The following is a 26,323-nucleotide window of genomic DNA, read 5'->3' on the forward strand; positions in this document are numbered from 1 at the left end:
TTGAGATTAGTTATTATTTTCAATCTCCAGAGTTTGGACAACTATTACAGCAGTTTCTTTAATATTCTGCAATAACTTCCCACGAAATCTATACTTTCTCAAAAGTGTTTCTTGAGTTTGACAGATTCTATTCGTCTTCTTTTTTCTTTCCCATTGCAGCTAAGCCAAGAAGTGCTCCTACAGCTCCCAAGTTTGCAAGGGTAGCAGTTTCTTTTGCGCCTGTTTCAGGGAGAATGTCTTGACGATTTGCAGATGCTTGATAAGTCTTGTCTTGTGACATAGGCTGAGCTACATGTGACTGCTCATCCTTGTATTCTGGGAGCTCATGGACAGTTGCCTCTGCTCCATTGACACCACCTGTGAACTCTGGATCTTCTTCACGAATAACTGCTTCTGAGCCATTTACTCCACCTGTGAACTCTGGATCTTCTCCACGAATAACTGCTTCTGAGCCATTTACTCCACCAGTAAATTCAGGAAGTTCATGACTAGCTGCTTCTGTTCCATTGGCACCACCTGTGAACTCTGGAGCTTCTTCACGAATAACTGCTTCTGAACCAGTCACACCACCAGTAAACTCTGGAAGTTCATGGCTAGCTGCATCTATTCCATTGACACCACCTGTGAACTCTGGATCTTCTTCACGAATAACTGCTTCTGAACCAGTCACACCACCAGTAAACTCTGGAAGTTCATGACTAGATGCATCTATTCCATTGACACCATCTGTGAACTCTGGTACTTCATGGATAGCTGGATCTGTTTTACCTGATTCAACTTTCTTAGTTCCGACTAACACAATCTCATCTCGTGGCGCTTCCACAACTTCGCGAAGTTTTTCAGTACGGCTTCCATCCAATGCTACTTCTATGCTGACGCGTTCTTTGCCTTCACGACCGGCCTGAGCTACTCGAGTTTCACCTTCTGACAGAGTTGGGTCATCTTGCTTAACTGTCTTGAAGCCGAGAGCTTTTTCAACAATTTCAAGACTTGGCTGACTAAAGTTCAATTCTTTAACACCTTCACCTGGCACAGATGTTCCTTCAAAAGTACCAACTTCTATGACACGATCTTGAGCTTCTTCACGTTCAACCTTAACTGTCTTACGTGTGTCTCCATCTACTTCTACATAAGTCGTTATTTGACCTACTTTGCCCTCTGAAACAACTTGTTCCTTGCCTTTGGCTAGGAAAGCATTCTCGCGACGAACAGTATTAAAGGCGATTGATTCTGTCGTTACTTCAAGGCTTGGTTGCGTTTGAATTAAGACATTATCTCCTTCAGTCGGAAGATTTGAATGTTTTACTTCCTCTTTCGGAGTCGCTTGAAGCTGGTTGATAGAAGTTAGAGCTGCTTGCAAGGCTTTGTCTACTGCATCCTGAGTTTTGGCTGCTTCGATCGCTGCGATGGCTTGTTCTGATAACTCGACTAGTTTCTTCTTAGCTTCTTTATCATTGTCTAGTTCCTTAGTCTTGTTTTGAATAGCCTCTGCCAAACTTGCCATGGCCTTATCATAGTCAATCTTAGACTCTTCTGGTTTGCTTGGTTCTTCTGGTTTTGGATCCTCTTTTGGAGTCGCTTGAAGCTGATTAATACCAGCTAGAGCATTTTCCAAAGCCTTATCTACTGCATCCTGAGTCTTAGCTTCTTGGATAGCTGTAAGAGCTTGTTCTGATAACTCAACTAGTTTCTTCTTAGCTTCTTTATCGCTACCTAGTTCCTTGCTCTTGTTTTGAATAGCCTCTGCCAGACTTGCCATAGCCTTGTCGTAGTCGATGGTTGGCTCTTCTGGTTTGCTTGGTTCTTCTGGTTTTGGTTCCTCTTTCGGAGTTGCTTGAAGTTGATTGATAGCAGCTAAACCAGTTGCCAAAGCCTTATCTACTGCATCCTGAGTCTTGGCTTCTTGGATAGCGATAAGGGCTTTCTCTCCAAGTTCAACCAGTTTTTCCTGTGCAGCTACATCATCGACAAGTTCAGCAGCTTTTTTCTCGACTGCTGCAGCCAATTCTGCAATCGCCTTATGGCGGTCAACTTTAGACTCTTCTGGTTTGCTTGGTTCTTCTGGTTTTGGATCCTCTTTTGGGGTCGCTTGAAGTTGATTAATACCAGCTAGAGCATTTTCCAAAGCCTTATCTACTGCATCCTGAGTTTTGGCTGCTTCGATCGCTGCGATAGCTTGTTCTGATAACTCGACTAGTTTCTTCTTAGCTTCCTTATCATCACCTAGTTCCTTGGTCTTGTTTTGAATAGCCTCTGCCAAACTTGCCATGGCCTTATCATAGTCAATCTTAGGCTCTTCTGGTTGGGCTGGTGGCTCTGGTGTTGGTTCCTCTTTTGGAGTCGCTTGAAGCTGGTTGATAGAAGTTAAAGCTGCTTGCAGAGCTTTATCTACCGCATCCTGAGTTTTGGCTGCTTCGATAGCTGCGATGGCTTGTTCGGATAACTCAACTAGTTTTTTCTTAGCTTCCTTATCATCACCTAGTTCCTTAGTCTTGTTTTGAATAGCCTCTGCCAAACTTGCCATGGCCTTATCATAGTCAATCTTAGACTCTTCTGGTTTGCTTGGTTCTTCTGGTTTTGGATCCTCTTTTGGAGTCGCTTGAAGCTGATTAATACCAGCTAGAGCATTTTCCAAAGCCTTATCTACCGCATCCTGAGTCTTAGCTTCCTGGATAGCAGTAAGAGCTTGTTCGGCCAACTCAACTAATTTCTTCTTAGCTTCCTTATCATCGCCAAGTTCTTTAGTCTTTCTTTCAATCGCTTCTGCCAGACTTGCCATAGCCTTGTCGTAGTTTGGCTCCTCTGGCTGTTCTGGTGTCGGTGTGTCATCTGAACCGTAGTTGTCTTCCTTATCAAGAATAGCTTGTAAGGTTGTGGCTGTCAGCATCAACTCTTGCACATCGACAGTGCTTGCTGAAAGTTGTTCTGATAATTTGTCCAAGTTTGACTTGAAGGCTTGACGCGCCTCTGGAGTGTTTTTCAAGGCTGTTTGGTCAAATTTAGCCAATTCATCCTTCCAGTTCTTCATAGCTTGAACTAATTCTTCTTTGGTATAAAGAGCGCTATCTTCACCACGAGTGATGAACTGGTCAACTTGGATACCAATATTTCTAGAGGTATCATTTCGTTTTGGATCCAATTGCAAGGTTACAGCATGCCAACCTTCTTCTAGCCCAGTCAAACGAACAAGAGTCTGATCGCCTTGACGTGTAGCTGCTGTACCACTGAAGTACTTCTTGCCATTGACATCAGAGGCATTCCCTTGACCATCTTGATACTCAAGTTCTTTACCATCCAGAGTTACCTTGTAGATACCATGTCCAGGATCAACAAAACCTTTGATTTCAAGACCTGTACCGTAGAAGTAGGCTGTTACGCTAGCATTTTTCTTTTGCTCTTCAGTCAAACGACCAAATGATGCCCAAGACTCAGTGTTTTGGTATTTGCCAGAAGAATTGGTTTCATGGTGCCAACCTGGGCTATAGTCAAGTTGACTGGCCTGATCATCGTGACTTACTTGATCTTTTTGAAGCAATTCAGCCTTCATTACTCGAACAGTTGCTTCAGTTGCAAATCCAAGCAAGGCATCGTCTGAAGCGCTAGTCATTTTCACTTTAAAGTCAAAGATTGAATCAGCTTGTTCAGTAAAGTCAATTGTAGGAATTGTCAAAGTCTTTTCTGTTTCACCATCTTGGAAGGTCAAATCAGCCGTTGTATCTTTATATACCTTACCGTGAACCCCTGTTCCTGGCTCAGTCACGACATGAACTGTCGCAGCTCCCTTGCTACCACCAACACGTTTGATGGTTACAGTAACTGGTTGGCCTTTTTGAACTTCATAGCTTGTTTCTTTCAACTCAAACATACCTTTACCAGCATTGTTGAGCGTGTAGATACCTTCAGTTGCAATAGCTTTGCCAGTTTTGTTAACGAGTTTGATGGTATGTTCACCTGGAGCCAAGTCATCTGTTTCATAAACCATCTGGCTACGTTTACGAGCTGCATTATTGGTTTGAACATCTGCAACCTTTTGCCCATCAACGTAAACTGACATTTCGCCGTGGTTTGGATCCACTGTAGATACGACATAAGCCTTAGTTCCGTTGAAACGGTATGTTACGCTTGCATCTTTTTGGTTAGTCCACATAGATGTTCCGCGGATACCTTCAGATTCGTCATACCAAGTTGTATTTTCTTTATCTGCTGTTGTATTTGAATGGTAGTCCAATCCAAGAGGGTAACCATCTGTCTTCTCGATACTGCTTGGTGTCTTATAAACAGAGAAGTTTGTCAAAATAGGAGTCGCTTGCGCACCAGTAATAGTCACACGAATCTTTTGTGCTTCTACTGGTTGACCTTGGATAAGGCGACGATAACCAACAGTTGAGCCTTCACCGTATGGTACCCAACGGCCATTGAGTTCAACTTCAACCTTGAATCCAGAGATACGCTGACCTTTAGCGATATCTTCTTTGAGTTCAATCACGTCAAAGCGTCTCTTTTGACCAAGATCTACAGTAAATTCACCTGTCTTAGCATCATTTGCTAATGCCCAGCTAGTATCATCCTTACCATCTGTTAGGTGGCTTGCTTGATACAAGTGATTCTTACGAGTAGAGCTTGCAGTTACAGTTGCACCCTTAGCAAAGTCAGTCGCATACATTTGATCCAAGGTTGCTCGAAATTCTTTCAAACGAGCGACATCTGCATCTGCGAATTTACCTTCTTTATTTGGTGGAATGTTGAGTAGAAGTGGCGTTCCACGACCAACAGACTTGAAGTAGATATCCATCAAATCTTTGATTGATTTTGGTTGTTGATTGTCATGATAGAACCAACCTGAACGGATAGAAACGTCTGCTTCACCAACTGAATACATATCCCCTTCTGGATCTCCATGGTTAAGATATTCATTCTTCACATCATCAGTGATTTTAGCTTTCTTGACCTTATGCCAAACTGGATCTCCAGCGATACCACGTTCATTACCGATCCAACGGACACTTGTCGGTTGAGCAGAGAAGATAGCGATATCTCCTTCAGCTTCCTTGATGTACTTGAACCACTCATCAAAGGTATAAGTTACTTTTTGAGCTCCGCTACCACGCGCACCATCCATCCATACTTCGATGAATTTACCATTGTTTCCGTATTTAGGATTTCCAAGGATTTCCTTGAGTTGGTTGAGATAGTATTCATTGTACTCTTTCTCAGTTGCAACATGATATTTAGGATGGTTGGCATCCCATGGTGATAAGTAAACACCCATATTCATGTCATACTTAGTCGCTGATTTAGAGATTTCTTCGAGAAGGTCTCCCTTACCATCTTTCCATGGACTAGCAGCGACAGTATGTTTTGTGTACTTAGATGGGTAAATTACAAATCCATCGTGGTGTTTTACAACCATGATTGTTCGTTTGAAGCCAGCATCCTTCAAAGTCTTAATCCACTGGTCTGTATCAAGGTTAGTTGGGTTAAAGTTTTGAGGATTTTCTCTACCGTTCCCCCACTCAGAGTTGGTATAAGTATTCATACCATAGTGGATGAAGGCCGCCAATTCTTCCTTGTGGTAGTCCAATTGAGCCTTGCTTGGAAGTGGTCCGTAAGCAGCAATTTCTGTTTCTTCATCTTTTGGATCAACTACTGGAGTGACTGGTGTTACTGGTTTTGGATCTTCAATCTTTTCGTATTCAAAAATGACTTGATTCACTCCCTTATGTTGGATGGTTGCTTCTAAGCTTGCATTGACTGCACGATATCCTGCAATTTCTTTGGCTTGGAATCGATGAACAAAGGAAACTTCATATTCTTTACCTTCATTATTGTCCACAGTTGCAGTTGCCAATTCTTGATCTGTACCTTTCAAGCGGTAACGAATGTCGAAGGAACCTTTATTGACTTTATAAACAACCTTGATGACGCGAGTTCCTGCAGGAGCCTTGCTCACAACGCTATAATCATCTCCCCAAGCATCTTTTAATTGCTTGTTGACAGCTTTGCCATCAATTGAGACAATCTCATATTTGTCTTTGTTCTTCTTGTAGAAGTCAGTCTTCTCAATTTCTGTTTTATAGTTATAGTCAAATTGAGCTCCAACTTCTGTCTTTTCAACAAAAGTATCGTTTTCTTTGACTGGATTATCTTTCTGGTCTACGTGTTCGATAACAACTCGTCCATATTCAACACCTTCAAGGAGAGTTGCTACACCACTTTCATCGAAGGAATATTTGTTTTCACCGATAACAGCTGTCTTATTTCGAAGCATTTCTCCCTCTGGAGTGAAGTAATAACGATTGCCGTTATCGCCTTGATACCAACCTTTGACACCGTACTTGTCAATGATTTCTTTGACCCATGCCAATTGTTCTGGTGAGAGGACAAGCCCTCCTCCAAAGCGATCTTTTTCAGCAATGTTTGCATTATCAACAGTTCCACGTTGGTGGATCCCAATGACCTTACCATCACCGTTGATAATCCCACCACCAGAAAGACCAGACACAGAAGTCAAACGATAGGTAACACCCACTGTTCCCTTATCATCATACTTTTCAGTACCTTTAACAACACCGTCCGCCTTATACAATTGACCTGGAACAATTGGTTCCTTCAATTCTGGAGACGTTGAATCAGTAGGGTAACCGATGGTGCTAACAGGTTCTCCAGCTTTGTATTCTCGATGTTCTGCTAAAGGAGTAAAGGTAGCTGCCTTATTTGGACTTGCAATTGAAAGTGGAACTGGAGCTACAACCAAGGCTAGGTCATTCTTATAGCCTTCACCGAATTTTTCTTTATTCCAGAAATGAATATCCTTTTCCTTGAACAAAACAGTATTTCCTGAGCTTGGCAAAGAATTATTCTTAGCAGTATTTGAACCTACATTGTAATAGAACTTAGCCGTGTCACCACCACGGATAGAGCCAGCATTAGTATCCGCATCCTTGACCAAGAAGTTGTGGGCCACTGTCAAGATGACATTAGGAGCAACAAAGATACCTGAACCTGAGTTAAGGTATCGCTGACTACCGCCATTGGCCAAAGGTGAGCTAAAGATTGAATAAACCATAGTAGCAGATGTAGCTGGTTGACCTTCATAATTGATATGCTTAAGGTCTTGTCCGCCATTGATAATGGCTCTATTTTCTTTTTCGCCTTCAGATGGAGCTGCTTCTGTAGGTTTCAAAATGCTCTTAGTCTCTACTTGTGGGCTATCTTTTTCTGATACAATAGCTGCAGTATCGACTTTTTTCACTGGTGTATCAGGATAAGCACGATCAGAAATTTCTTCAGGGAGTAAATCGCCTGATTCTTCTACTGTATTTTCTGCGAGAGGAGCTGGTTTTTCAGCTACTTCTTTGACAGCGTCTAGAGTTTCCGGGCTTTTATCTGCCACTTCTTTTGCTTGACTTTCTACTTCAAGTTTTGGTTCTGTTACGATTTCATTAGCCGAAACATTACCAGACGCAAAAAAAGCAAGACCGACTGCTACAGAAGCAACACCAACAGTCAGTTTACGAATACTAAATATTCGACCTTTTTCTAAAAAATATTGTTTCATCAAATACTCCTAATCTTCTAGAGCAGTCAGCTACTGCCCGAGCCCAGTGTTATCTGGCGACAATTTTGGTTTGATTCCCTAGCTTAAAATTCTTTCCCTGAGCTATTTATTTTTGGGCAAGCTCTTATGAGGAAATCGCTTACATTTTTTGAAAATAAAATAAGGCTCAAACTAGCAAAAATTTTACCTAGAGTTTCTGCAGTATAATAAATATACTATATTATCCTGAAAAATGCAAGGGCTTCCAAAGTTTTAACTGGATTTTTACTAAATACTTTTGCCACTATTTACCACTAAAAAAACCTAAATTGGCAAGGCCAACTTAGGATTGTTTTGTTTTGAAGTGATAGTAAGCTCCAAGCATACCCGCAGTATTTTGATGACGCGCAAACTCTAATCTTGTTTTTTCCGCTAAACTTGGAACAAGCGCATCTTTCAGAGCTGTACGAATTTTCGGTTTCAAAATCGCTTCCTGCCCCATAATACCACCACCTAGTATAACAACCTCTGGATTGACAACATAACAAATGTTAGCAAGACCTTTCCCAAGATAGTCTACCATACGGTCAATTCCCTCCATACAGAGTTTATTGCCTTCTGTAGCTTCTTTGAAAATTCTACGACCATTCCAATGGGCTACTTCTTCACCATGAGCCTTGGCTACATACTCGACCAAGGCAGTTGTAGAAGCTAAATCTTGGAAAGCCCCATCTTGCATATGCATATAGCCAACTTCACAGGCAGAATTACTAAATCCATGGAAAATCTGGCCGTCAATGATTAAGCAACCGCCGATACCTGTTCCGATGGTCAAACATAGCGTTATTCCTGCACCTTTTCCAGATCCAGAAACAGCTTCTGCTAGCCCTGCACAGTTGACATCATTTTCAATTTCACAAGGAACTTGGAAACTTTCTTCAATTTCTTTCTTAAATTGAGTCCCTGCATAGTTCGGGATCTGTGGACCAGCATAGAAAATCTCACCCTTATCAGGATCAACCATTCCCGCTGAGGAAATCGCCACACCTGCCACCGGTCCTTTTTCTAGATAGCTAGCGACAATATCTTTTGTTTTCTGTAAGATATGTGGACCGCCCTTATGTGCCTCAGTCGCTACTTCGTGAGACTCAACAAGTTGTCCATCTTGGTCAATCAAACCATATTTGATATTAGTTCCACCAATATCAATTGCAACGTAATTAGTCATAAAGCCTCCTGTTGATTAGAGGAAACGCTCCTTAGTTTCACGAATCAATTGAGCAGCTGCTTCTACAACTGGACGATCTTCTTCGGTCACTGGTGTAAGTGGAGAACGAACTGATCCGATATTAAGTCCTTCATTGATTTTCAAGACTTCCTTGATAACGCCGTACATGTTTCCATGTGCAGCAGTCAATTTACCAATGATAGCATTGATTGCATATTGCAATTCACGCGCTGTTTCTAGGTCTTTGTCCGCAATCAATTGGTTGAGTTTCAAGAAGAGTTCTGGCATAGCACCATAAGTACCACCGATACCAGCTTTAGCACCCATGAGACGTCCACCTAGGAATTGTTCATCTGGACCATTAAAGACGATATGATCATCACCACCAAGACTAACAAAAGTTTGGATATCTTGAACTGGCATTGAAGAGTTTTTAACACCGATAACACGTGGGTTCTTCAACATTTCTGTGTAAAGGCTTGGAGTCAAAGCAACACCTGCCAATTGAGGAATGTTATAGATAACATAGTCTGTGTTTGGTGCTGCTGCACTGATATCGTTCCAGTATTTGGCTACTGAGTATTCAGGCAAACGGAAGTAAATTGGTGGGATTGTTGCAATAGCATCAACACCCAAGCTTTCTGCATGACGAGCAAGTTCGATACTGTCTTTAGTATTGTTGCAAGCTACGTGAGCAATAATTGTCAATTTACCTTTAGCAACTGCCATGACTTCTTCCAAGATCAATTTGCGGTCTTCTACGCTTTGGTAGATACATTCACCTGAAGAACCGTTGACATAAAGTCCTTGAACACCTTTATCAATAAAGTATTGCACCAAGGCACGAGTACGTTCTGGGCTTACTTCGCCCGCATCATCATAACATGCGTAGAAGGCAGGAATGACGCCTTCATATTTTTTTAAATCTGACATAGATTTCTCCTAAGATTTCTTATTATCTGCTCTGGGCAGATGATTTTTTACTATTTTAGTATACACCTTGTGAAAAGCGCTTTCAATACATCTAGACCACTTAGATTTTAATTTCTATTCATCTTCCATAGCTTTTCATGTTTGAAAGTAGTTTCATATCATTTTCAATCTGCTTGATATTTAGCAAACAATTTTTCCATTAATCCAGCTTGGCAAAAGGCAAGAAGGCCAAAGCCAAAAAGTAGAAATGCTGAACCACCAAGTACTAGAGTAAAGCCTGATAGATAGAGAAGCATCATGATTAATAAAATAATCGCAAGCATCAAGAAGAACCACACGAAGTTAAAGCTGACCAGGAGCAAGCCCTTTTGAAGAACTTCTTTCCAAGTTAAGTCATAGCGTGCTGCAATTGGATAGCTAGCCAACATCACTAGGGTTAAAAATATCAGAATTCCCAAGCAAATGGCTTTAATGAGCTGGAAGCCTAGGCTGGTTTGCCCCCAGAATAGAGATAAATCAACAACGCTAATCAGAAAAATTCCTAGTTCCAACAAACCTAACTGGAGGCCTAATTTCAAATTTTGCTTAAAGGCTCTCATATACGTTCTAAAAACAGGAACACGACGGCTACTCTTAACTTCAAAGATTGTCTGATAGAGACTAATTTTTGCTACTCCGATTGTCACAATAGGCAAACAAGACACAACAAAAAGTAGGTTAACCGTCACGATATCTAAAACTTTCTCACAAAATCGCATAAGAAAGTTATCCGTATCAAATGCCGCTTTTATCAATCCAGATCCTTTATGTGCCATTGTTTGCTCCTCCTAACTGACTAATCGATTAAAATTTTAAATAAGTATTTGCGAACTTTATCTTCCATACCTGCATAGCCATTAGGCTGATGAGGTTCACCTGGGAAAAAGACTGCAAAATTGTGATAACCCAATAAAAGTGGGTATTGTTCATGACAATGGACAAAGCCGATATCGCTAGCTTCGTCAAAGGCTACAGCCTCGTCTTTTACACGAGAACCATAGCTAGAGTACTCATGCCCTTCAACTAACAAATGCAAATCTGCATAGTTTTTATGATGCTCAAAGCGATCATTTTCTTCTTGGTTAAGAACATTTTCTTGCACAACTAGAAAGACCTTATCTCCATCAATCTCGTATTTGCCTAACTCAAAGCTATCTTTACGATGCTCATAGAGATAATCGATAGCCTTATCGAGATTTGGATGAATTCCTTTGTAAAAAGTGATATTTTTTAAATCATCAAAAATCATAGTAATTTCCTTCGCTTCTGATGCTTATTTCCAATTTGATTTATCTTTTTATAATTTCCCTTAAATAGTGAGGACGGAAGGTAAAATTATCCAGCGGATGATTTTAGAAAACCATGAAATGAAAGACCTAATTTTTGAGCTCCTCGCTCATTCATTTCTAGACTCAGGCTAAAATAGTTCCCCGAACTATTTTACTCTCAAAAATTCCGTCCAAGATAAGTACAACATACTTATCTTGGATACCACTAGGATGGGAAATAACTATTCTAAATAGTATCTAAAAAGTCAAAAATTAAGTTTATAAGTGTCTAACAAAACTTCAAGAAGTAAGGAACTCCTCTCCATTTTGTAGACACTTATAGATCCTATATTCTCTTAGTCTATCAACTATGCTTCTGCATACTGATAAACAGATTGTACTATATTCAATTTTCGCAGAGTACTATCCTTTAACAGCTCCCATAGTAATACCTTGAGTAAATGATTTTTGGAATACTAAGAAGACTGTTACGATTGGCACAGCTGCAAGGGCAGCACCCGCCATAATTAAACCATAGTTGGTTGCCATCTCGGCCTGCATAGTCGCAACCCCGAGTGAGATGGTCAAGTTGTTACGAGATGTCAACATAACCAACTGCATGAAGTAGTCATTCCATGTATTGATGAAGGTAAAGATTGCAAGAGCTGCAAATCCTGGCTTCACGATAGGGAAGGCTACGCTCCAGAATGTACGAATCTCGCCACATCCATCGATTTTAGCAGATTCGAGCAATTCTGTAGGAATGTTTTCACTGAACTGTTTCATGAGGAAGACCCCAAATGGCCATCCGATCAAAGGCAAGATAACTGCCCAAAGAGTGTCGTGGATCCCCATGAAGTTGACGATACGTACCAATGGTACAAGGACAACTTGTTTTGGAAGGGCCATGGCAGCGATGAAGATTGCAAAGAGAATGCGTTGTCCATAGAAACGTTTCTTAGCCAATACATAACCTGCTAGTGAAGAGGTTGCACAAACCAAGAACATCGTTACTAAAGAAATGAAGACTGAATTCCACATCCATTGCAAGGCTGGGTTTTGCACCATCAATTGTTGGAAGTTCTCCATTGTTGGAGCTTTAGGGAACCATTGTGGTGGAATCATAATGGTATCTGGTTGTGATTTGAATGCACCTGTCAAGATCCAGTAGAATGGGAAGATAAACAGTACAGTCAACAAGAGCAAAATGATTGTTGAAATAACAGTAAAGGCTGTTAATGGTTTCTTTTGTTGTGTAGGTTGCATAGCTGTCTCCTTTCCTTAGTATTCTACATCGTTTCCGAGGATCTTGAATTGAGCGAAGCTGACAAGGGCAATCATAACTGCCAAGAATACACCAATAGTATTGGCATAGCCATATTCAGTCAATTGGAAGGCTTTTTCGTAGAGGTAGTACATAAGTGTACTTGTTGAGTAGTTTGGACCACCAGATGTCAACAATTGAATCAAGGCGAAACATTGGAATGAGTTGATGGTTGTAATGATTGCGATATAAAGTGTTGTTGGAAGAAGGCTTGGCCATTTAATCTTCCAGAATACTTGAAATTCAGTCGCACCGTCAACACGAGCTGCTTCTACAAGTGAATTATCAATATTACCCATTGCAGCGATGTAAAGAATGATTGGTTGACCAACTGATGTTGTCAAAAGGATAATCATAATCGCCATCAAAGCCCAGTTTTTATCTCCCAACCAAGAAATGTTTTGGCTGATGATGTGGCTTGACTTAAGCACGAAGTTCAAAATACCTGATAGTGGATCGTAGATCCATTTCCATACTACTGTTACAGCAACACTACCTGTTACTACAGGAAGGAAGAAGACGAAACGGTAGAAAGATCTAGCGATGGCATTTTGTTGGTAAGTTTGTGATGCTACAAAGAGCGAGAAGAGTACAACGACTGGTACAGACCCAATAACCAAGATTACGGTATTAATCAAAGATTTTGTAAAGACAGGGTCTTTAAACATACGGATGTAGTTGTCCAAGCCCACAAACTCAAAGCTAGTCATCGAATAGTTGAAGAAACTAGTGATGAAGCCCATGATCATTGGAGCTAAAACGAAGACGGTAAAGAAGATTAATACTGGTGCTAGGAATGCGTAGGAAATAATAGTTTCCCGCATGCGAATTTTATTGATTTTCACAGTCGGCACCTCACTTTCACATAGTTTTGTTTTTTTGACTGTTATCTGACCCTGATCTAAAATCAAAATGAAATTTTTCTAAGATTCGTCAATGTAAAAACTTCATTTTAATTTTGACCTGTCAGTTGCTTCTATTTCAAACAAAAGCCCCCCTTTTCATACACAGATGTGCTCAGGGAAAAGGGGGGATTTCAGTTTTTATTTAGGGCTTATTATTTAGCTGCTTTTTTGATTGTTTCGTTCGCTTTTTCAGTGAATGCTTTCAAAGCTGCAGCAGGTTGTTCGTCACCATTTGATACAGCTTGCAACATTGGGAACCAAAGTGTTCTCATTTCAGCAAATCCGTCGATTGTGTTGTAGTATGGTGAGTAGTATTGAGTCCAACTACCGATTGTTTCCATACGTTTGTCATCATAAAGTTTTCCAAATGAAGTACGAACTGGGAATGCACCTGTACGAACTACGTCTTTAGGACCCCATTCTTTGTCATCTGCGATGAATTGGATGAATTTCTTAGCTGCTGCGACTTTCTTTTCGTCTTTGTTGTTAAATACTGCAAATCCGTTTACAAGGTATTCAAGAGCTGGTTTACCTGAATCAGATGGGAATGGTACTTCTACCACTTCAACTTTACTTGATTCCAAAAGTTTAGCTTGGATACCATTTTGAGCTGGTGCCCAAAGGATTGTGTAAGAAGTTTGACCGTTTGCAAAGTTTTGGATGTCTGCTCCACCGTCAAATTGTGAACCGTTGTTCAACAAACCATCTTTGATCCAGCTTGATGCTTTTTCAAGACCTTTAACGAATTTAGGATCGTCAGTTGTATATTTAGTTACTTCTTTATCAGTTACAGAACCGCCATAAAGGTTAGCGATGAAGGCGCGTGTTCCTTGGTCTCCCCCTTGACCTGAACTGAACAATGAACCTGGTGTATATCCTTTATCTTTAAGCGCTTTCAAAACTTTTTCAAAGTCATCAGTTGTCCAACCTTCTTTTACAAGGTTTGCAACTCCTGCATCTTCCAACATTTTCTTGTTCATAGCCATGTAGAATGGTGCAGAACTGATTGGATACATGTAAGCTTTATCACCAGCTTTACTTGCTTGGATGATATTTTCGTTGTTGACATCTTTAACAAATTCATCTGTAAAGAGGTCGTTCAACTCAGCCAATTTACCATTTTTACCGTATTGGATGATACGTCCTGGTGCATCAAAGAGAACGTCTGGCGCAGTTCCTGCTTCGATTGCTGTTGTGATTTTTTCTGGACCAGATTTGAAGTCGATTGTTTCTAGTTTAACTTTAACATCTGGATTTGCTTTTTCAAAAGCTTCGATGATAGATTTTTCATAAGTTCCTACACCATCGCCAGTTTTTTCTTGAGTAAAGACTGGGAATGCCCACCAAGTGATTTCAGTTTTTCCACTGTCACTACCAGAGCTAGCAGCATCTTTGTTAGCATCTGATTTGCCACAAGCAGCAAGAGATAGAACCGCAGCACCCGCAAGTACTGTACAAGCTAGTTTTTTAAATTTCATTTGTATTCTCCTAAATGATGATAAGCGTATCCGAATCGGATAATGAGTAATGTCGACTTTGTATACGTTTTCATTTTTTCCTACTAATCAACCACTCTCCTCGTTTTTTATATTGTGTTATTTAAGACCGGCAACAAATCGTTCCGTGATCTCTTTTGGTCTAGTAATAGCGCCACCAACTACGATACCTCGAACTCCGTAACCTAGGATTTGCTTAGCTTGTTCTGGTGTGTGAATTTTTCCTTCAGCGATGACGTCCACTCCTGCATCACAGAGTTTCTTGATGAGTTCAAAGTCTGGGCCATCCACTTTTGGACTGTAAGAAGTGTAACCTGACAAGGTTGTTCCGACAAAGTCAATTCCCGCTTCAACTGCTGTTAGACCTTCCTCAAAGGTACTTGTATCAGCCATCAAGAGTTGATTTGGATATTTTTCTTGGATCTGACGGATAAATTCTTGGATCTCCAAGCCATCATGACGTTCACGTTTGGTACAGTCAAGAGCAATGACTTCGATGTCAAGAGCTGCTAGTTCATCTACCTCTCTCATAGTCGCTGTGATGAATGGTTCCTGTGGTGGATAATCACGTTTAATAATTCCAATAATCGGAAGTTTAGTGACCTCTTTAATTTCCTTGATATCTCGAACACTGTTTGCTCGGATACCGACTGCACCACCTTGTTCAGCTGCTTTCACCAACAAGGGGATAACTCCTCCCGCTTCTGTGTAGAGCGGTTCATGAGGAAGTGCCTGACAAGAAACGATGATTCCATCTTTGATTTGTTCAATCAAGGCTTCTTTACTAATTTGTGGCATCTACTTTCCTCCTTTTCTTTTCCTTTGTGTTTATGTGACTATTATAGCTTATTGTTAAAACGCTTTCAATAACTTGTGCTAGAATAGATTGGAGTTTCAAAACAATTTTATGCAACAGTTTCTTCTGAAAGTAGTTTCAGGGACCTAACATCTATCCCAACACCTCTTAAATCTTAAAACCAGCCCTTTTTTAAAGAAAAAGGCCGTAACAAATTTCCGTTACGACCCTTTCTAACTAAGATTTAGTTTCACTAAGGAAACCTTCACTTTCAACTATTTGACTAAGCTTCTTTTCTCTTCCCAAAAGCAAACATACCAAGGAGCAACCCCACAAGTCCTACTGATGCAAGGGCAGAGGCATCTTCATTTCCTGTCTTAGGAAGAACATCTTGACGAACTGCAGGTGCTTGATAGGTCTTATCTTGTGCCGTAGCCTGAGATACAATAGACTGCTGACCTGTGAACTCCGGTACTTCTTGTACGGCTGCTTCGCTACCATTGACTCCACCTACAAATTCTGGAGATTCTGCTTTTGCTGCTTCTACTGCATTCACACCACCTGTAAATTCTGGTTGTTCATGAACCGCTGCTTCTACACCATTGACTCCACCTGTAAATTCTGGATTTTCAGCAGTCGCTGCTTCTACACCATTGACTCCACCTGTGAATTCTGGTACTTCATGCACAGCTGCTTCACTACCATTGACTCCACCTGCAAATTCTGGAACATAGGCTACTGCAGCTTCCTCACCATTGACTCCACCTACAAATTCTGGTACTTCGTTAACAGCAGCTTCGCTACCATTAACTCCGCCTGTGAATTCTGGAAGTTCTGCTATCGGTGCTGCTTCTTCGCCTACTGTACCAATAGGTTCAGTATACTCTGGAAGCTCCGTTACAGCAGCCTCTTCGCCATTCACCCCACCTTCGAATTCTGGTAATTCATGCACAGCTGCTTCAGCACCATTGACTCCACCTGTAAATTCTGGAATTTCAGCAGTCGCTGCTTCTACACCATTAACACCACCTGTAAATTCTGGTACTTCGTTAACAGCAGCTTCAGCACCGTTGACACCACCTTCAAAGGCTGGCAATTCATGAACTGCTGCTTCACTACCGTTGGCAGCTCCAGGAATACCTGCTCCTTCAAGACTCACTGGAAGATTGTGCATACTCTCAATCACTCCAGAAGCAAGTCCAGTTATTTCCTGACCAAGATCTGACTTATCTATTGTAAATAAAAGAGTCTTAGTATCATACTGGGTCATGAAGTTTACTTTTTTACCATTTGCCAACTGAAGTGTTGGTACTTTGTTGACTAGAACTTCTGAATCAAACTCTACTGCAAGAATTCCTGGCCATTTTTCAATAACATTTTTAACTTTGGCTTCTTTAGGAGAAATTCTTTGCTTCGTTAAGAAATCCCAGTTGAATTTCTTGAAGGATAGAGTATAAGGATTGCCACCAGCTTCATGATGCTCGTACAAGAGACCAAATTCTTTTGGTCCGATCTGTTGAAGTGAGTTATAGGCATACTCCCCTTCTTGAATCAAATGATGATGCAACCAAGTCAACTCGCCATCTTCTTCTACGCGAGCTACTCGAATATAACCATTCTTACGACCTGGGCCATTGGCATTTGCTAGAAGGATGTACTCTTTACCATCTTGAACCGTATGAGTCGCTGCCATTTGAACATAGACATCTGGTACATCATAGCGTGCTACATAGTTGTCCCATGTAATACCACCATCATTACTTGTCGCAACCTGCAAATCACCAGTCAAACCACGCATAAAGAGTTTCAACTGACCATTGTTCAACTGAACAACAGAAGCTTCTGTATTTTGAGCGTAGTAATTGTTCATGTTGCTTGAATCAACTACTGTACCATCATAAAGTGTACGGTTATCATTGACACCGCCACCCATATGCCAAGTCTTACCATGGTCATCTGAGTAGATGATGCGAGACGATTGAGATCCGTTGAGGTGGTTGGTTCTGTTTGTCGTATAGACAGGGACGACAATCCGACCTTTATGAGGTCCATTCTGGAGGGTAATTCCCACTCCAGGTCCCACACCTAAGAATTTCATCCAATCAGCTTTGACCATTGGAGTAATATCTTGTGGTGCAGACCAAGTCTTACCATCATCATCACTGTAAGACATCCATAGGTAGCTGTCTTTAGCAATTCTAAATGGAGAAGTTTTATTACTTGTAAAGTAGATATTTCCTAGTAGCTGCTCACCTTGATAAAGATCGCCTTTATCACTATAAGCAGGTTTGACTGGATTTACAACAACACGGTAATCCGTTGCCTGACCATCTGGTGTGTAGACAACACCATTTTCACGAATAGTATAGGCTCCATTTTCTCCTTCACGATAGAGAATTTGATAAGTTTTTCCATCGATTTCTTTGTAGGCCTCTTCTTTTTGAGAAGACATACCAAAGATACCTTTCCCTTCTGGGAACATATCATAGACTGAGAAGATGCGCTTAGTTTCAGTATCTTGAACCAAGACCATGTCGATATTCACTGGTGAACCAACAGATGGATCATTGGCTTTTGGGTTGTCTCGAAGATTGGTAAGAGTGATGCGATCGCCCCATGTTTGCCCCTTATCTTCACTTCGTTTGACGACCATACCGATATCCCCCCAGTCATAGTGGTGCAAGCGGCGTTCGTCAGCTCCAGCAATCAGAGTTCCCTTGTCGGTCTTAAGGAGGGCTGGAATACGGTAGCTATTGATTCCATCTGGATTTGACTGCCCATTTTTACCAGCTTCAAAGATATCCTTTTTATCTGTTATCTCAGCTCCTTCTGGAAGCTTTTTCTCTAATTCGGATCTTTCAAATAGGTAGCTACGATTTTGAACTTCTTCTGGACTCAAGGCACGATCGTAAACAGTTAGATTACGAACTTGTAAGCCTGCCCCCCAAACCATACTTCCTGCACGATTTGTGGAACCAATTTGCATATGATTTACATCAGGCATATCTTTGATAAAGCGTCCTGATTTCTTACTTGTTCGTGACAAGACTCCGTTTACATAGAGACGAACTTGCCCATCTGGAGAATCTGCACTTGGTCTTTCAACTGTAAAGGTTACTGAGTTCCACTGACCTGGTTTGACTGTTAATGGTGCGTCTGTGTATCGATCATAAAATTGGTCGCCGTTTTGATCGCGGCCCTCAATCAAGGCAACGTTGTTATACACAGCCATTGTAAAGTATTCATTTCTTACCTTATCACTTGATACTGAGAAAAGGTTGTAAAATGCTGGTGCAGAGGCATCTGGTTTGAACTCCATATGAATGGTCGCATTTTGAAGCTGTTTCAGTTTGTCCAATTGCTCTGTCAAATCAATTCTATTGCTATTTGCAGCATTAGTCTCTACATCTTCCTTTTCAAGAACAGTATTGACATTTTCCAACTCTCTAGCATAGTAATCACGTGGAAGCGCAGCTGGATCTTTTTCGGTTTCTCTAGTTGCTTCTGCCGTTTCTGCTGTTGCAGTTGTCTCTGTTCCAGTATGTGCTTCTGTAGATGCATGTGTGACTGTATCTACCCCATTAGACTCTGTCGCACTCTTTTCAGTATCTACTGCTTTTTCTGCCTGATCCTTCTCTACTCCTAGTTCTGTCATTTCCTTATTGGTAGTTGTTGATTCTTGTGCTAATACTGGCGATGCACCAAAAACAACTGCTCCAATCACTACTGAAGCGGCTCCTACTGTAAATTTGCGAATTCCGTATCGTTGTTTTCTATCCAACTGATTATGCTTCATCTTTCTTCCTTTCATTTTTAAAAATAAAGCGTTTTCTTTTTCGCTTAAAATTTTTAGCCATCTGACTAAATGACAAAAATTACTTTTTCACGAATGGTTACACTCGCTCTTTCAAATTCTCTCTCACTTAACGACCCATCGTTAACTAGAGTCTCCTACTCCTTTCAAATTTTATCTTATTCTCATTATATAATAAATCCTCCCCTTTTAAGAGAGATTGAGATAGAACAGATTATACTTTCAGTTTTTAAAATATAAACTAATATGTCCGAAACTACTTTCTGACGCTTTCTCTTTTTTTCTAACAGACAATTGCTTCATTCGGTTGAATCGTATTTTTAATGAACTTTATCTCAAACTTATACTCAATGAAAATCAAAGAGCAAACTAGGAAGCTAGCCGCAAGCTGCTCAAAACACAGTTTTGAGGTTGTGGATAGAACTGACGAAGTCAGTAACACATATACGGTAAGGCGAAGCTGACGTGGTTTGAATTTGATTTTCGAAGAGTATTAACTATTTGACTCCTGATTTATCTAGATCAAAAAGGCCGTAACTAGTTCTAGTCACGACCCTTTCTAATATAAGATCAAATTTCTCTATGAATTTCGTTGATTTTAACTATTTCATTGATCTTCTTTTTTCTTGCCCATGGCAAACATACCTAGGAGCATGCCTACAAGTCCTAGAGAGGCGAGAGGAGCAACAGCTTCACTTCCTGTTTCAGGAAGAAGTTGCTGACGAGCAGCAGGGGCTTGATAAGTTTTATCTTGTGCCATAGCTTGAACCACAATTGACTGTTCTCCCTTATACTCTGAGACCTCATGGATAGCAGCTTCTAGCCCATTAACACCACCTGTGTACTCTGGAACTTCTAACTTAGCGGACTCTACTCCATTTACACCACCTGTGTACTCTGGAACTTCTAACTTAGCAGATTCCACTCCATTGACACCACCTGTGTACTCTGGAACTTCTAACTTAGCAGATTCTACTCCATTTACACCACCTGTATACTCTGGTGCTTCTAACTTAGCAGATTCTACCGCATTGACACCACCTGTATACTCTGGTGCTTCTAACTTAGCGGATTCTACTCCATTGACGCCACCTGTGTATTCTGGAACTTCTAACTTAGCAGCCTCTACTCCATTGACGCCACCTGTGTACTCTGGAACTTCTAACTTAGCAGATTCTACTCCATTGACACCACTTGTATACTCTGGTGCTTCTAACTTAGCAGATTCTACCGCATTGACGCCACCTGTGTATTCTGGAACTTCTAACTTAGCAGCCTCTACTCCATTGACACCACCTGTGTATTCTGGAGAATCTAACTTAGCGGACTCCACTGCATTGACGCCACCTGTGTATTCTGGAACTTCTAACTTAGCAGCCTCTACTCCGTTCACACCGCCTTCAAACTCTGGACTCTCTGACTTAGCTCCTTCTTCGCCATTGACACCACCTTCAAAGTCTGATGTGTCTGACTTAGCTGCTTCTACTCCGTTCACACCGCCTTCGAACTCTGGGCTCTCTGACTTAGCTCCTTCCTCGCCATTGACTCCGCCTTCGAACTCTGATGTGTCTAACTTAGCAGCCTCTACTCCGTTCACACCGCCTTCGAACTCTGGACTCTCTGACTTAGCTCCTTCTTCGCCATTGACACCACCTTCAAAGTCTGATGTGTCTGACTTGGCTGCTTCTACTGCATTGACGCCACCTTCGAACTCTGGACTCTCTGACTTAGCTGCTTCTACTGCATTGACTCCGCCTTCGAACTCTGAAGTGTCTGACTTGGCTGCTTCTACTGCATTAACACCGCCTTCGAACTCTGAAGTGTCTGACTTGGCTGCTTCTACTGCATTGACTCCGCCTTCGAACTCTGAAGTGTCTGACTTGGCTGCTTCTACTGCATTAACACCGCCTTCGAACTCTGGAACTTCTAACTTAGCGGACTCTACTCCATTCACACTGCCTTCGAACTCTGGACTTTCTGCCTTAGCCCCTTCTTCGCCATTGACACCACCTTCAAAGGTTGAAATTTCATGAACTGCAGCTTCCCCTTTTGAAGTTTCCACTGGAATATATTCTGGAACTTCATGGACCGCGGCTTCTTCGCCGTTCACACCACCTTCAAAGGCTGGCACATCATGAACGGTTGCTTCGGCACCATTGACTCCACCTTCAAATTCCGGAACTTCGTTAATAGTTCCTGGTGGATTTTCTTCAACCTCTATTTCTGGAATTTCATGAACGGCTGCTTCCTCGCTGTTCACACCACCCTCGAAGTCTGAGACTTCATTGACTGCTGCTTCAGCACCATTCACACCGCCTTCGAATTCTGGGACTTCGTTAATAGTTCCTGGTGGATTTTCTTCAACCTCTATTTCTGGAACTTCATGAATAGCGGCTTCTTCGCCGTTCACGCCACCTGAGAAGTCTGGCACATCATGAACGGCTGCTTCCTCTCCGTTGACGCCACCATCAAAGGCTGGATCCTCATGAACTGTACCTTCACCATTGACTGCGCCTGTAAATTCTGGAACTTCATGGATTTCTGCTTTTGCGCCATTTTTCCCACCAGGAACTCCTGCACCTTCAAGACTTACAGGCAAATTATGCATGCTCTCAATTGCGCCATCAATGATTTCTGTAATTTCTTGACCAATATCTTCCTTGTTTACTGCAAATAACAATGTTTTGGTATCGTATTGCGTCAAGAAAGCAGCAAAGTTACCATTTGCCAATTTAAGAACTGGTGGTTGATTTACCAATATTTCAGAATCAAATTCTAGAGCAATGACATTTTTGCTCATCTCCACAGCATTTTTCACAGTTGCTTTTGTTGGAGCAATTCTATCCTTGCTTAAGAAATCCCAGTTGAATTTCTTATAAGACAAGGTGTATTCATTTTGAGTGGCAGTCGCATGCTCATAAAGCAAGCCAAATTCGCCATTTCCAAGATCTTGCAATGAGTTATAAGCAAATTTGCCACTTTGAATTGGATTATGTTTGAGCCAAGTTAGGTCTCCATTAGCTTCCACACGTGCCAAGTGCACCAAACCATTGTAGCGTCCTGGCCCACCTGCATTACTGAGGATGATATATTCCTTACCATCTTGTACTGTATGAATGGCAGACATTTGAACGTAGACATCTTTGACATCTGAATAGCGTTTTACATCTTTTTCCCAAGTTGCTCCACCATCTTTACTCGTTGCAACTTGCAAATCCCCTGTCAATCCACGCATGAAGAGTTTGAGATCCCCATTATTCAACTGAACAACAGTTGACTCAGTATTTTGAGCACCTGGATTATTCATAGTTGAAGAGTGAATTGTTTGGTTGCCTACTGGGCGGTTATCATTGACAGCTTCACCAGCGTGCCAAGTTTCACCATGGTCATCTGAGTAAATGACGCGTGAAGACTGAGAACCACTTAGGTAGGATACGTTATTTGTAGTATAGGCAGGGATAACAAGACGCCCTTTATGAGGTCCTGAATGTAAGGCAATACCTGTACCAGGTCCAGTACCTAAGAAGTGCATCCAGTCCTTACGAATGCCGTATGTAATATCTTTAGGTGCAGACCAAGTTTTTCCATCGTCATCGCTATAAGACATCCAGAGATAGTTGGTGTTTGAAACTCTAAAGATATTCTTGTCGCTATAATCGAAGTAGACATTACCAATCAGTTCTTCACCTTTATACAAATCACCCTTATCACTATAGGCTGGTTTCTTAGGATCAACTACAACACGGTATTCTGTCTTTCTATTTTCAGGGTCAAAGACTTCACCATTTTCACGGATTGTATAACGTCCTGCTTCACCTTTTTTGTATAGAACCTGATAAACCTTATCTCCAATTTGCTCATAGGCTTGTGGTGCTTTTCCTGGTAAATCTCTGACAGCTTCACCTTCTACGAACATATCAAAAATAGAGAAGATTCTCTTAGTTTTCGGATCTTGGACTAGGGCCATGTCAATGTTGACTGGTGATCCCGCATGAGCTCTTCTGGCATTCTCATTATCACGAGGATTTGAGATGACAATTCTATCTCCCCATGTTTTACCCTTATCATCACTACGACGAACAACCATACCGATATCACCCCAGTCAGAGTGATGCAAACGACGTTCATCAGCTCCAGCAATCAAGGTTCCCTTATCAGTTTTCAGCAGGGCTGGAATGCGGTAGCTTGCGATACCATCTTTATTTGGCTTACGGTTCTCACCACCTTCAAAAACATCCAGTTTATCAGTAACTTCTGCTCCTTCAGGAAGTTTCTTCTCCAACTCTCCTCTTTCAAAAAGTTGGCTACGTTTTTTAACTTCTTCTTGAGAAAGAGCACGGTCATAAACAGTTAGATTACGGACTTTAAGATTAGCACCCCAGAAGTTTTTGCCTGTACGTTTTGTTGTACCGATTTGTACATGATTGACATCTGGCATGTCTTGGATGAAGCGACCAGACTGAGGACTTGTGCGCGACAAGACACCATTTACATAGACGCGAACCTGACCTTTTGGTTGGTCAGCATTTGGTCTTTCAACTGTAAAGGTTACAGAGTTCCACTCACCTGGCTTAATCTTCAAAGGAGCAGTTTTATAATCACCATAGAATTGGTTTCCATTTGCATCACGACCTTCAACGATAGCTGTGTTATCAAGGATGGCCATAGTGAAATACTCATTTACTTTGGTATCACTAGAGACTGAGAAAAGATTATAAAAACGTGGAGCAGAGGCATCTGGCTTAAACTCCATATGAATGGTCGCATTTTGAAGTTTTTTAAGCTTGTCAAGTTCCTCTTTCATGTCAATTCTTTGACCATTTGAAGGATTGGTTTCCACATCCTCTTTTTCAATAACAGTATTGGCATTTTCCAACTCTCTGGCATAAAAGTCACGGGGAATATTTCCAACTTCCTCGTCTTCACTCTCTGTAGCTGGAGTTTCGTTTGATGCTTCTGTTTCTGTTGGTTTTTCAGACCCTGGGTTTGCTTGCAACTCTTCACGGCTCACTTCTGTTCCACTATTATTTACTGTGGTTACTTGGCCTGCAAGCTCCTTATCTAAATTAGCTAGACTTCCTGTCTCTACTTCCTTAGGCAATTCTGGCAAAGATTGCCCCGCTGTTTCACCATTCGCTGATGGTACCTCTTGAGCCAAAGCAGGGGCAGCACCAAAAACAACTGCTCCAATCACTACTGAAGCTGCTCCAACTGCAAATTTCCGAATTCCATATCTCTGTTTTCTATCAAAATCTCTCTGATTCATGTTTTCCCTTCCGTTATTTTTTAAAAAATAAAGCGCTTTCTTTTTTGCTTAAAATTTTTAGCCACTCAGACTAGATGCAAATAAGAAACTGTATTATTGAATGGAATTACCATTCTTTATAAATGAAATGCTGTTGCACTTTTATAAACTATATGTTAAGAATAAGCAAACAGCTAGACTCCTTTCACTTTTTATCTTAATCATATTATATAATAAATATTCTAAATTTTAGACTTTATAATCTATAATAGATTCTACTTTCAAATATATTTAGAAGTTTCAAACTACCTGAAACTACTTTCTCATTATCTGGGACACATAAAGAAAAGCCTGTAGTTCATTCGAAACTACAGAGCTTTTTTCAATTTTTAGTGACCAAGATAGGTAAAGGGGATCTCACTACCACACAACCAATTGTAAACTTGATCATTGACATGAACATTCATGGCTTCATGAGCGTATTCAGGCATGATACGATAACTCTTTTCACAAGTCAAACGGTTGTAAATAGCAAACTGAGTGATTGGATAGCAGACATCGTCATCAAGTCCAGTAATCATTCGAACTTCCCCCTTAATACGATGGGCAAGATTTTTTACATCGATATAGCTAAGTGTTTCCATAATCTGCTCTTCTGTCTCATGGAATGGATCATGGAACTTAAAGTAACGAAAAAGCTCATCATAGGCTTCGCTGGTATTTCCAATCTCTATCACTCGTCTAAAGTCTGATAAAAATGGATAAATAGCTACGGTTCGCTTAATCCGTGGATTCAACCCCGCAGCCACCAGAGCCAGCGCTCCTCCTTGAGAGGCTCCATAGCTTGCTAATTGCCCCTCATCCACTTGTGGGAAGCTAGCTACAATCTCAACTAATTGATAAATATCAAGATAAACATCCTTATAGAAGAGTTGCTCTTTTCCTTCTACTGCACCACGAATGATTTGGCCCTTAACAGTATTTCCGAGTGGCGAGCGCAAGCCATCTTGTGAGTAACCAGACTGACCACGGACATCCATAGATACAACACCATAACCAGCGACTGTAAAGGCCAACATATCTGCCCAATCCCAGCAACGTCCCATATAGCCATGGAAGTGAAAAATAACTGGTACTTTATGTTCAGATTTTGGTAAGACCACACGCGCATAAACAAGACCTTCCCGAGTGCCCTTAAAAGTTAGCTCATAACACTTCACATTTGGAATATGAAAATCACGTTCTTCTAGTTGGTAATCTGGCAAGACCGAAACCTTCTCTATTTCCCCATCCCAAAAATCGTCAAAGTCTTGCGGAACTTCATCTCGCCCTCTGTAAGTTTTCATTTCTTCTATTAGTGCTGGATTTCTCATAAAACCCTCCTTGATTTTGTAACCGTTACCATAACTCTAGCACATAAAGGAAAGCAATGCAAGACTGATATTTTAAATAGAAAGTGATTTTAATTTTGAAGATTCATCAGAGCTAGTCTGAAAGTAGTTTTATCCATTCCATTCTGTATACATTCAATACACTTTCAAAGAATAACAGCTTCTTTTCTCTCTTCTCCAAGAGTCATTGAAGACTAGTCTTATACTCTTCGAAAATCAAATTCAAACTAGGTCAGTTTTATCTGCAACCTCAAAGCCGTGCTTTGAGCAACCTGCGACTAGCTTCCTAGTTTGCTCTTTGATTTTCATTGAGCATTAGCATGTTCTCGGGTATATAGTTGTTTATC

12 protein-coding genes are annotated in these 26,323 nt (G+C 41.1%); all 12 read right to left on the reverse strand.

What is annotated here, in order from left to right; genetic code table 11:
* Positions 1–127: 127 nt before the first annotated feature.
* Positions 128–7,558 (reverse strand): SIALI-17 repeat-containing surface protein, encoded by a 7,431-nt coding sequence (locus QM877_RS03440; protein WP_414317605.1) that lies wholly within the window; start codon positions 7,556–7,558, stop codon positions 128–130.
* 322 nt (positions 7,559–7,880) lie between these two features.
* Positions 7,881–8,765, reverse strand: a complete 885-nt coding sequence (locus tag QM877_RS03445; protein ID WP_414317606.1) for an ROK family protein — start codon at positions 8,763–8,765, stop codon at positions 7,881–7,883.
* 15 nt (positions 8,766–8,780) lie between these two features.
* Positions 8,781–9,698, reverse strand: a complete 918-nt coding sequence (locus QM877_RS03450; RefSeq protein ID WP_016466210.1) for a dihydrodipicolinate synthase family protein — start codon at positions 9,696–9,698, stop codon at positions 8,781–8,783.
* A 164-nt stretch (positions 9,699–9,862) separates the two neighbouring features.
* The gene (locus tag QM877_RS03455; protein WP_414317607.1) at positions 9,863–10,513 is read right to left on the reverse strand and encodes a DUF624 domain-containing protein; all 651 of its coding nucleotides are present in this window, start codon (positions 10,511–10,513) and stop codon (positions 9,863–9,865) included.
* 20 nt (positions 10,514–10,533) lie between these two features.
* Positions 10,534–10,986 (reverse strand): YhcH/YjgK/YiaL family protein, encoded by a 453-nt coding sequence (locus QM877_RS03460; RefSeq protein ID WP_414317608.1) that lies wholly within the window; start codon positions 10,984–10,986, stop codon positions 10,534–10,536.
* 442 nt (positions 10,987–11,428) lie between these two features.
* Positions 11,429–12,271: a carbohydrate ABC transporter permease gene (locus tag QM877_RS03465; RefSeq protein WP_049502842.1), complete on the reverse strand. Its 843-nt coding sequence runs from the start codon at positions 12,269–12,271 to the stop codon at positions 11,429–11,431.
* Between the two features lie 15 nt (positions 12,272–12,286).
* Positions 12,287–13,153, reverse strand: a complete 867-nt coding sequence (locus QM877_RS03470; protein WP_075227343.1) for a carbohydrate ABC transporter permease — start codon at positions 13,151–13,153, stop codon at positions 12,287–12,289.
* A 233-nt stretch (positions 13,154–13,386) separates the two neighbouring features.
* A complete protein-coding gene (locus QM877_RS03475; RefSeq protein WP_049502843.1) occupies positions 13,387–14,712 on the reverse strand; it encodes an ABC transporter substrate-binding protein in 1,326 nt (441 codons plus the stop codon).
* Positions 14,713–14,829: 117 nt separating this feature from the next.
* Complete coding sequence (locus QM877_RS03480) at positions 14,830–15,528, reverse strand: N-acetylmannosamine-6-phosphate 2-epimerase (RefSeq protein WP_414317609.1); 699 nt, start codon at positions 15,526–15,528, stop codon at positions 14,830–14,832.
* A 281-nt stretch (positions 15,529–15,809) separates the two neighbouring features.
* On the reverse strand, positions 15,810–19,322 hold the full coding sequence (locus tag QM877_RS03485) for an SIALI-17 repeat-containing surface protein (RefSeq protein WP_414317610.1): 3,513 nt from the start codon (positions 19,320–19,322) through the stop codon (positions 15,810–15,812).
* Between the two features lie 625 nt (positions 19,323–19,947).
* Positions 19,948–24,606, reverse strand: a complete 4,659-nt coding sequence (locus QM877_RS03490; protein WP_414317611.1) for an SIALI-17 repeat-containing surface protein — start codon at positions 24,604–24,606, stop codon at positions 19,948–19,950.
* Positions 24,607–24,974: 368 nt separating this feature from the next.
* On the reverse strand, positions 24,975–25,958 hold the full coding sequence (locus QM877_RS03495) for an acetylxylan esterase (RefSeq protein WP_414317612.1): 984 nt from the start codon (positions 25,956–25,958) through the stop codon (positions 24,975–24,977).
* Between the last annotated feature and the right edge of the window lie 365 nt (positions 25,959–26,323).

The sequence above is a fragment of the Streptococcus infantis genome, from assembly GCF_047463655.1.
In the GTDB taxonomy this organism is placed as follows: domain Bacteria; phylum Bacillota; class Bacilli; order Lactobacillales; family Streptococcaceae; genus Streptococcus; species Streptococcus infantis_Z.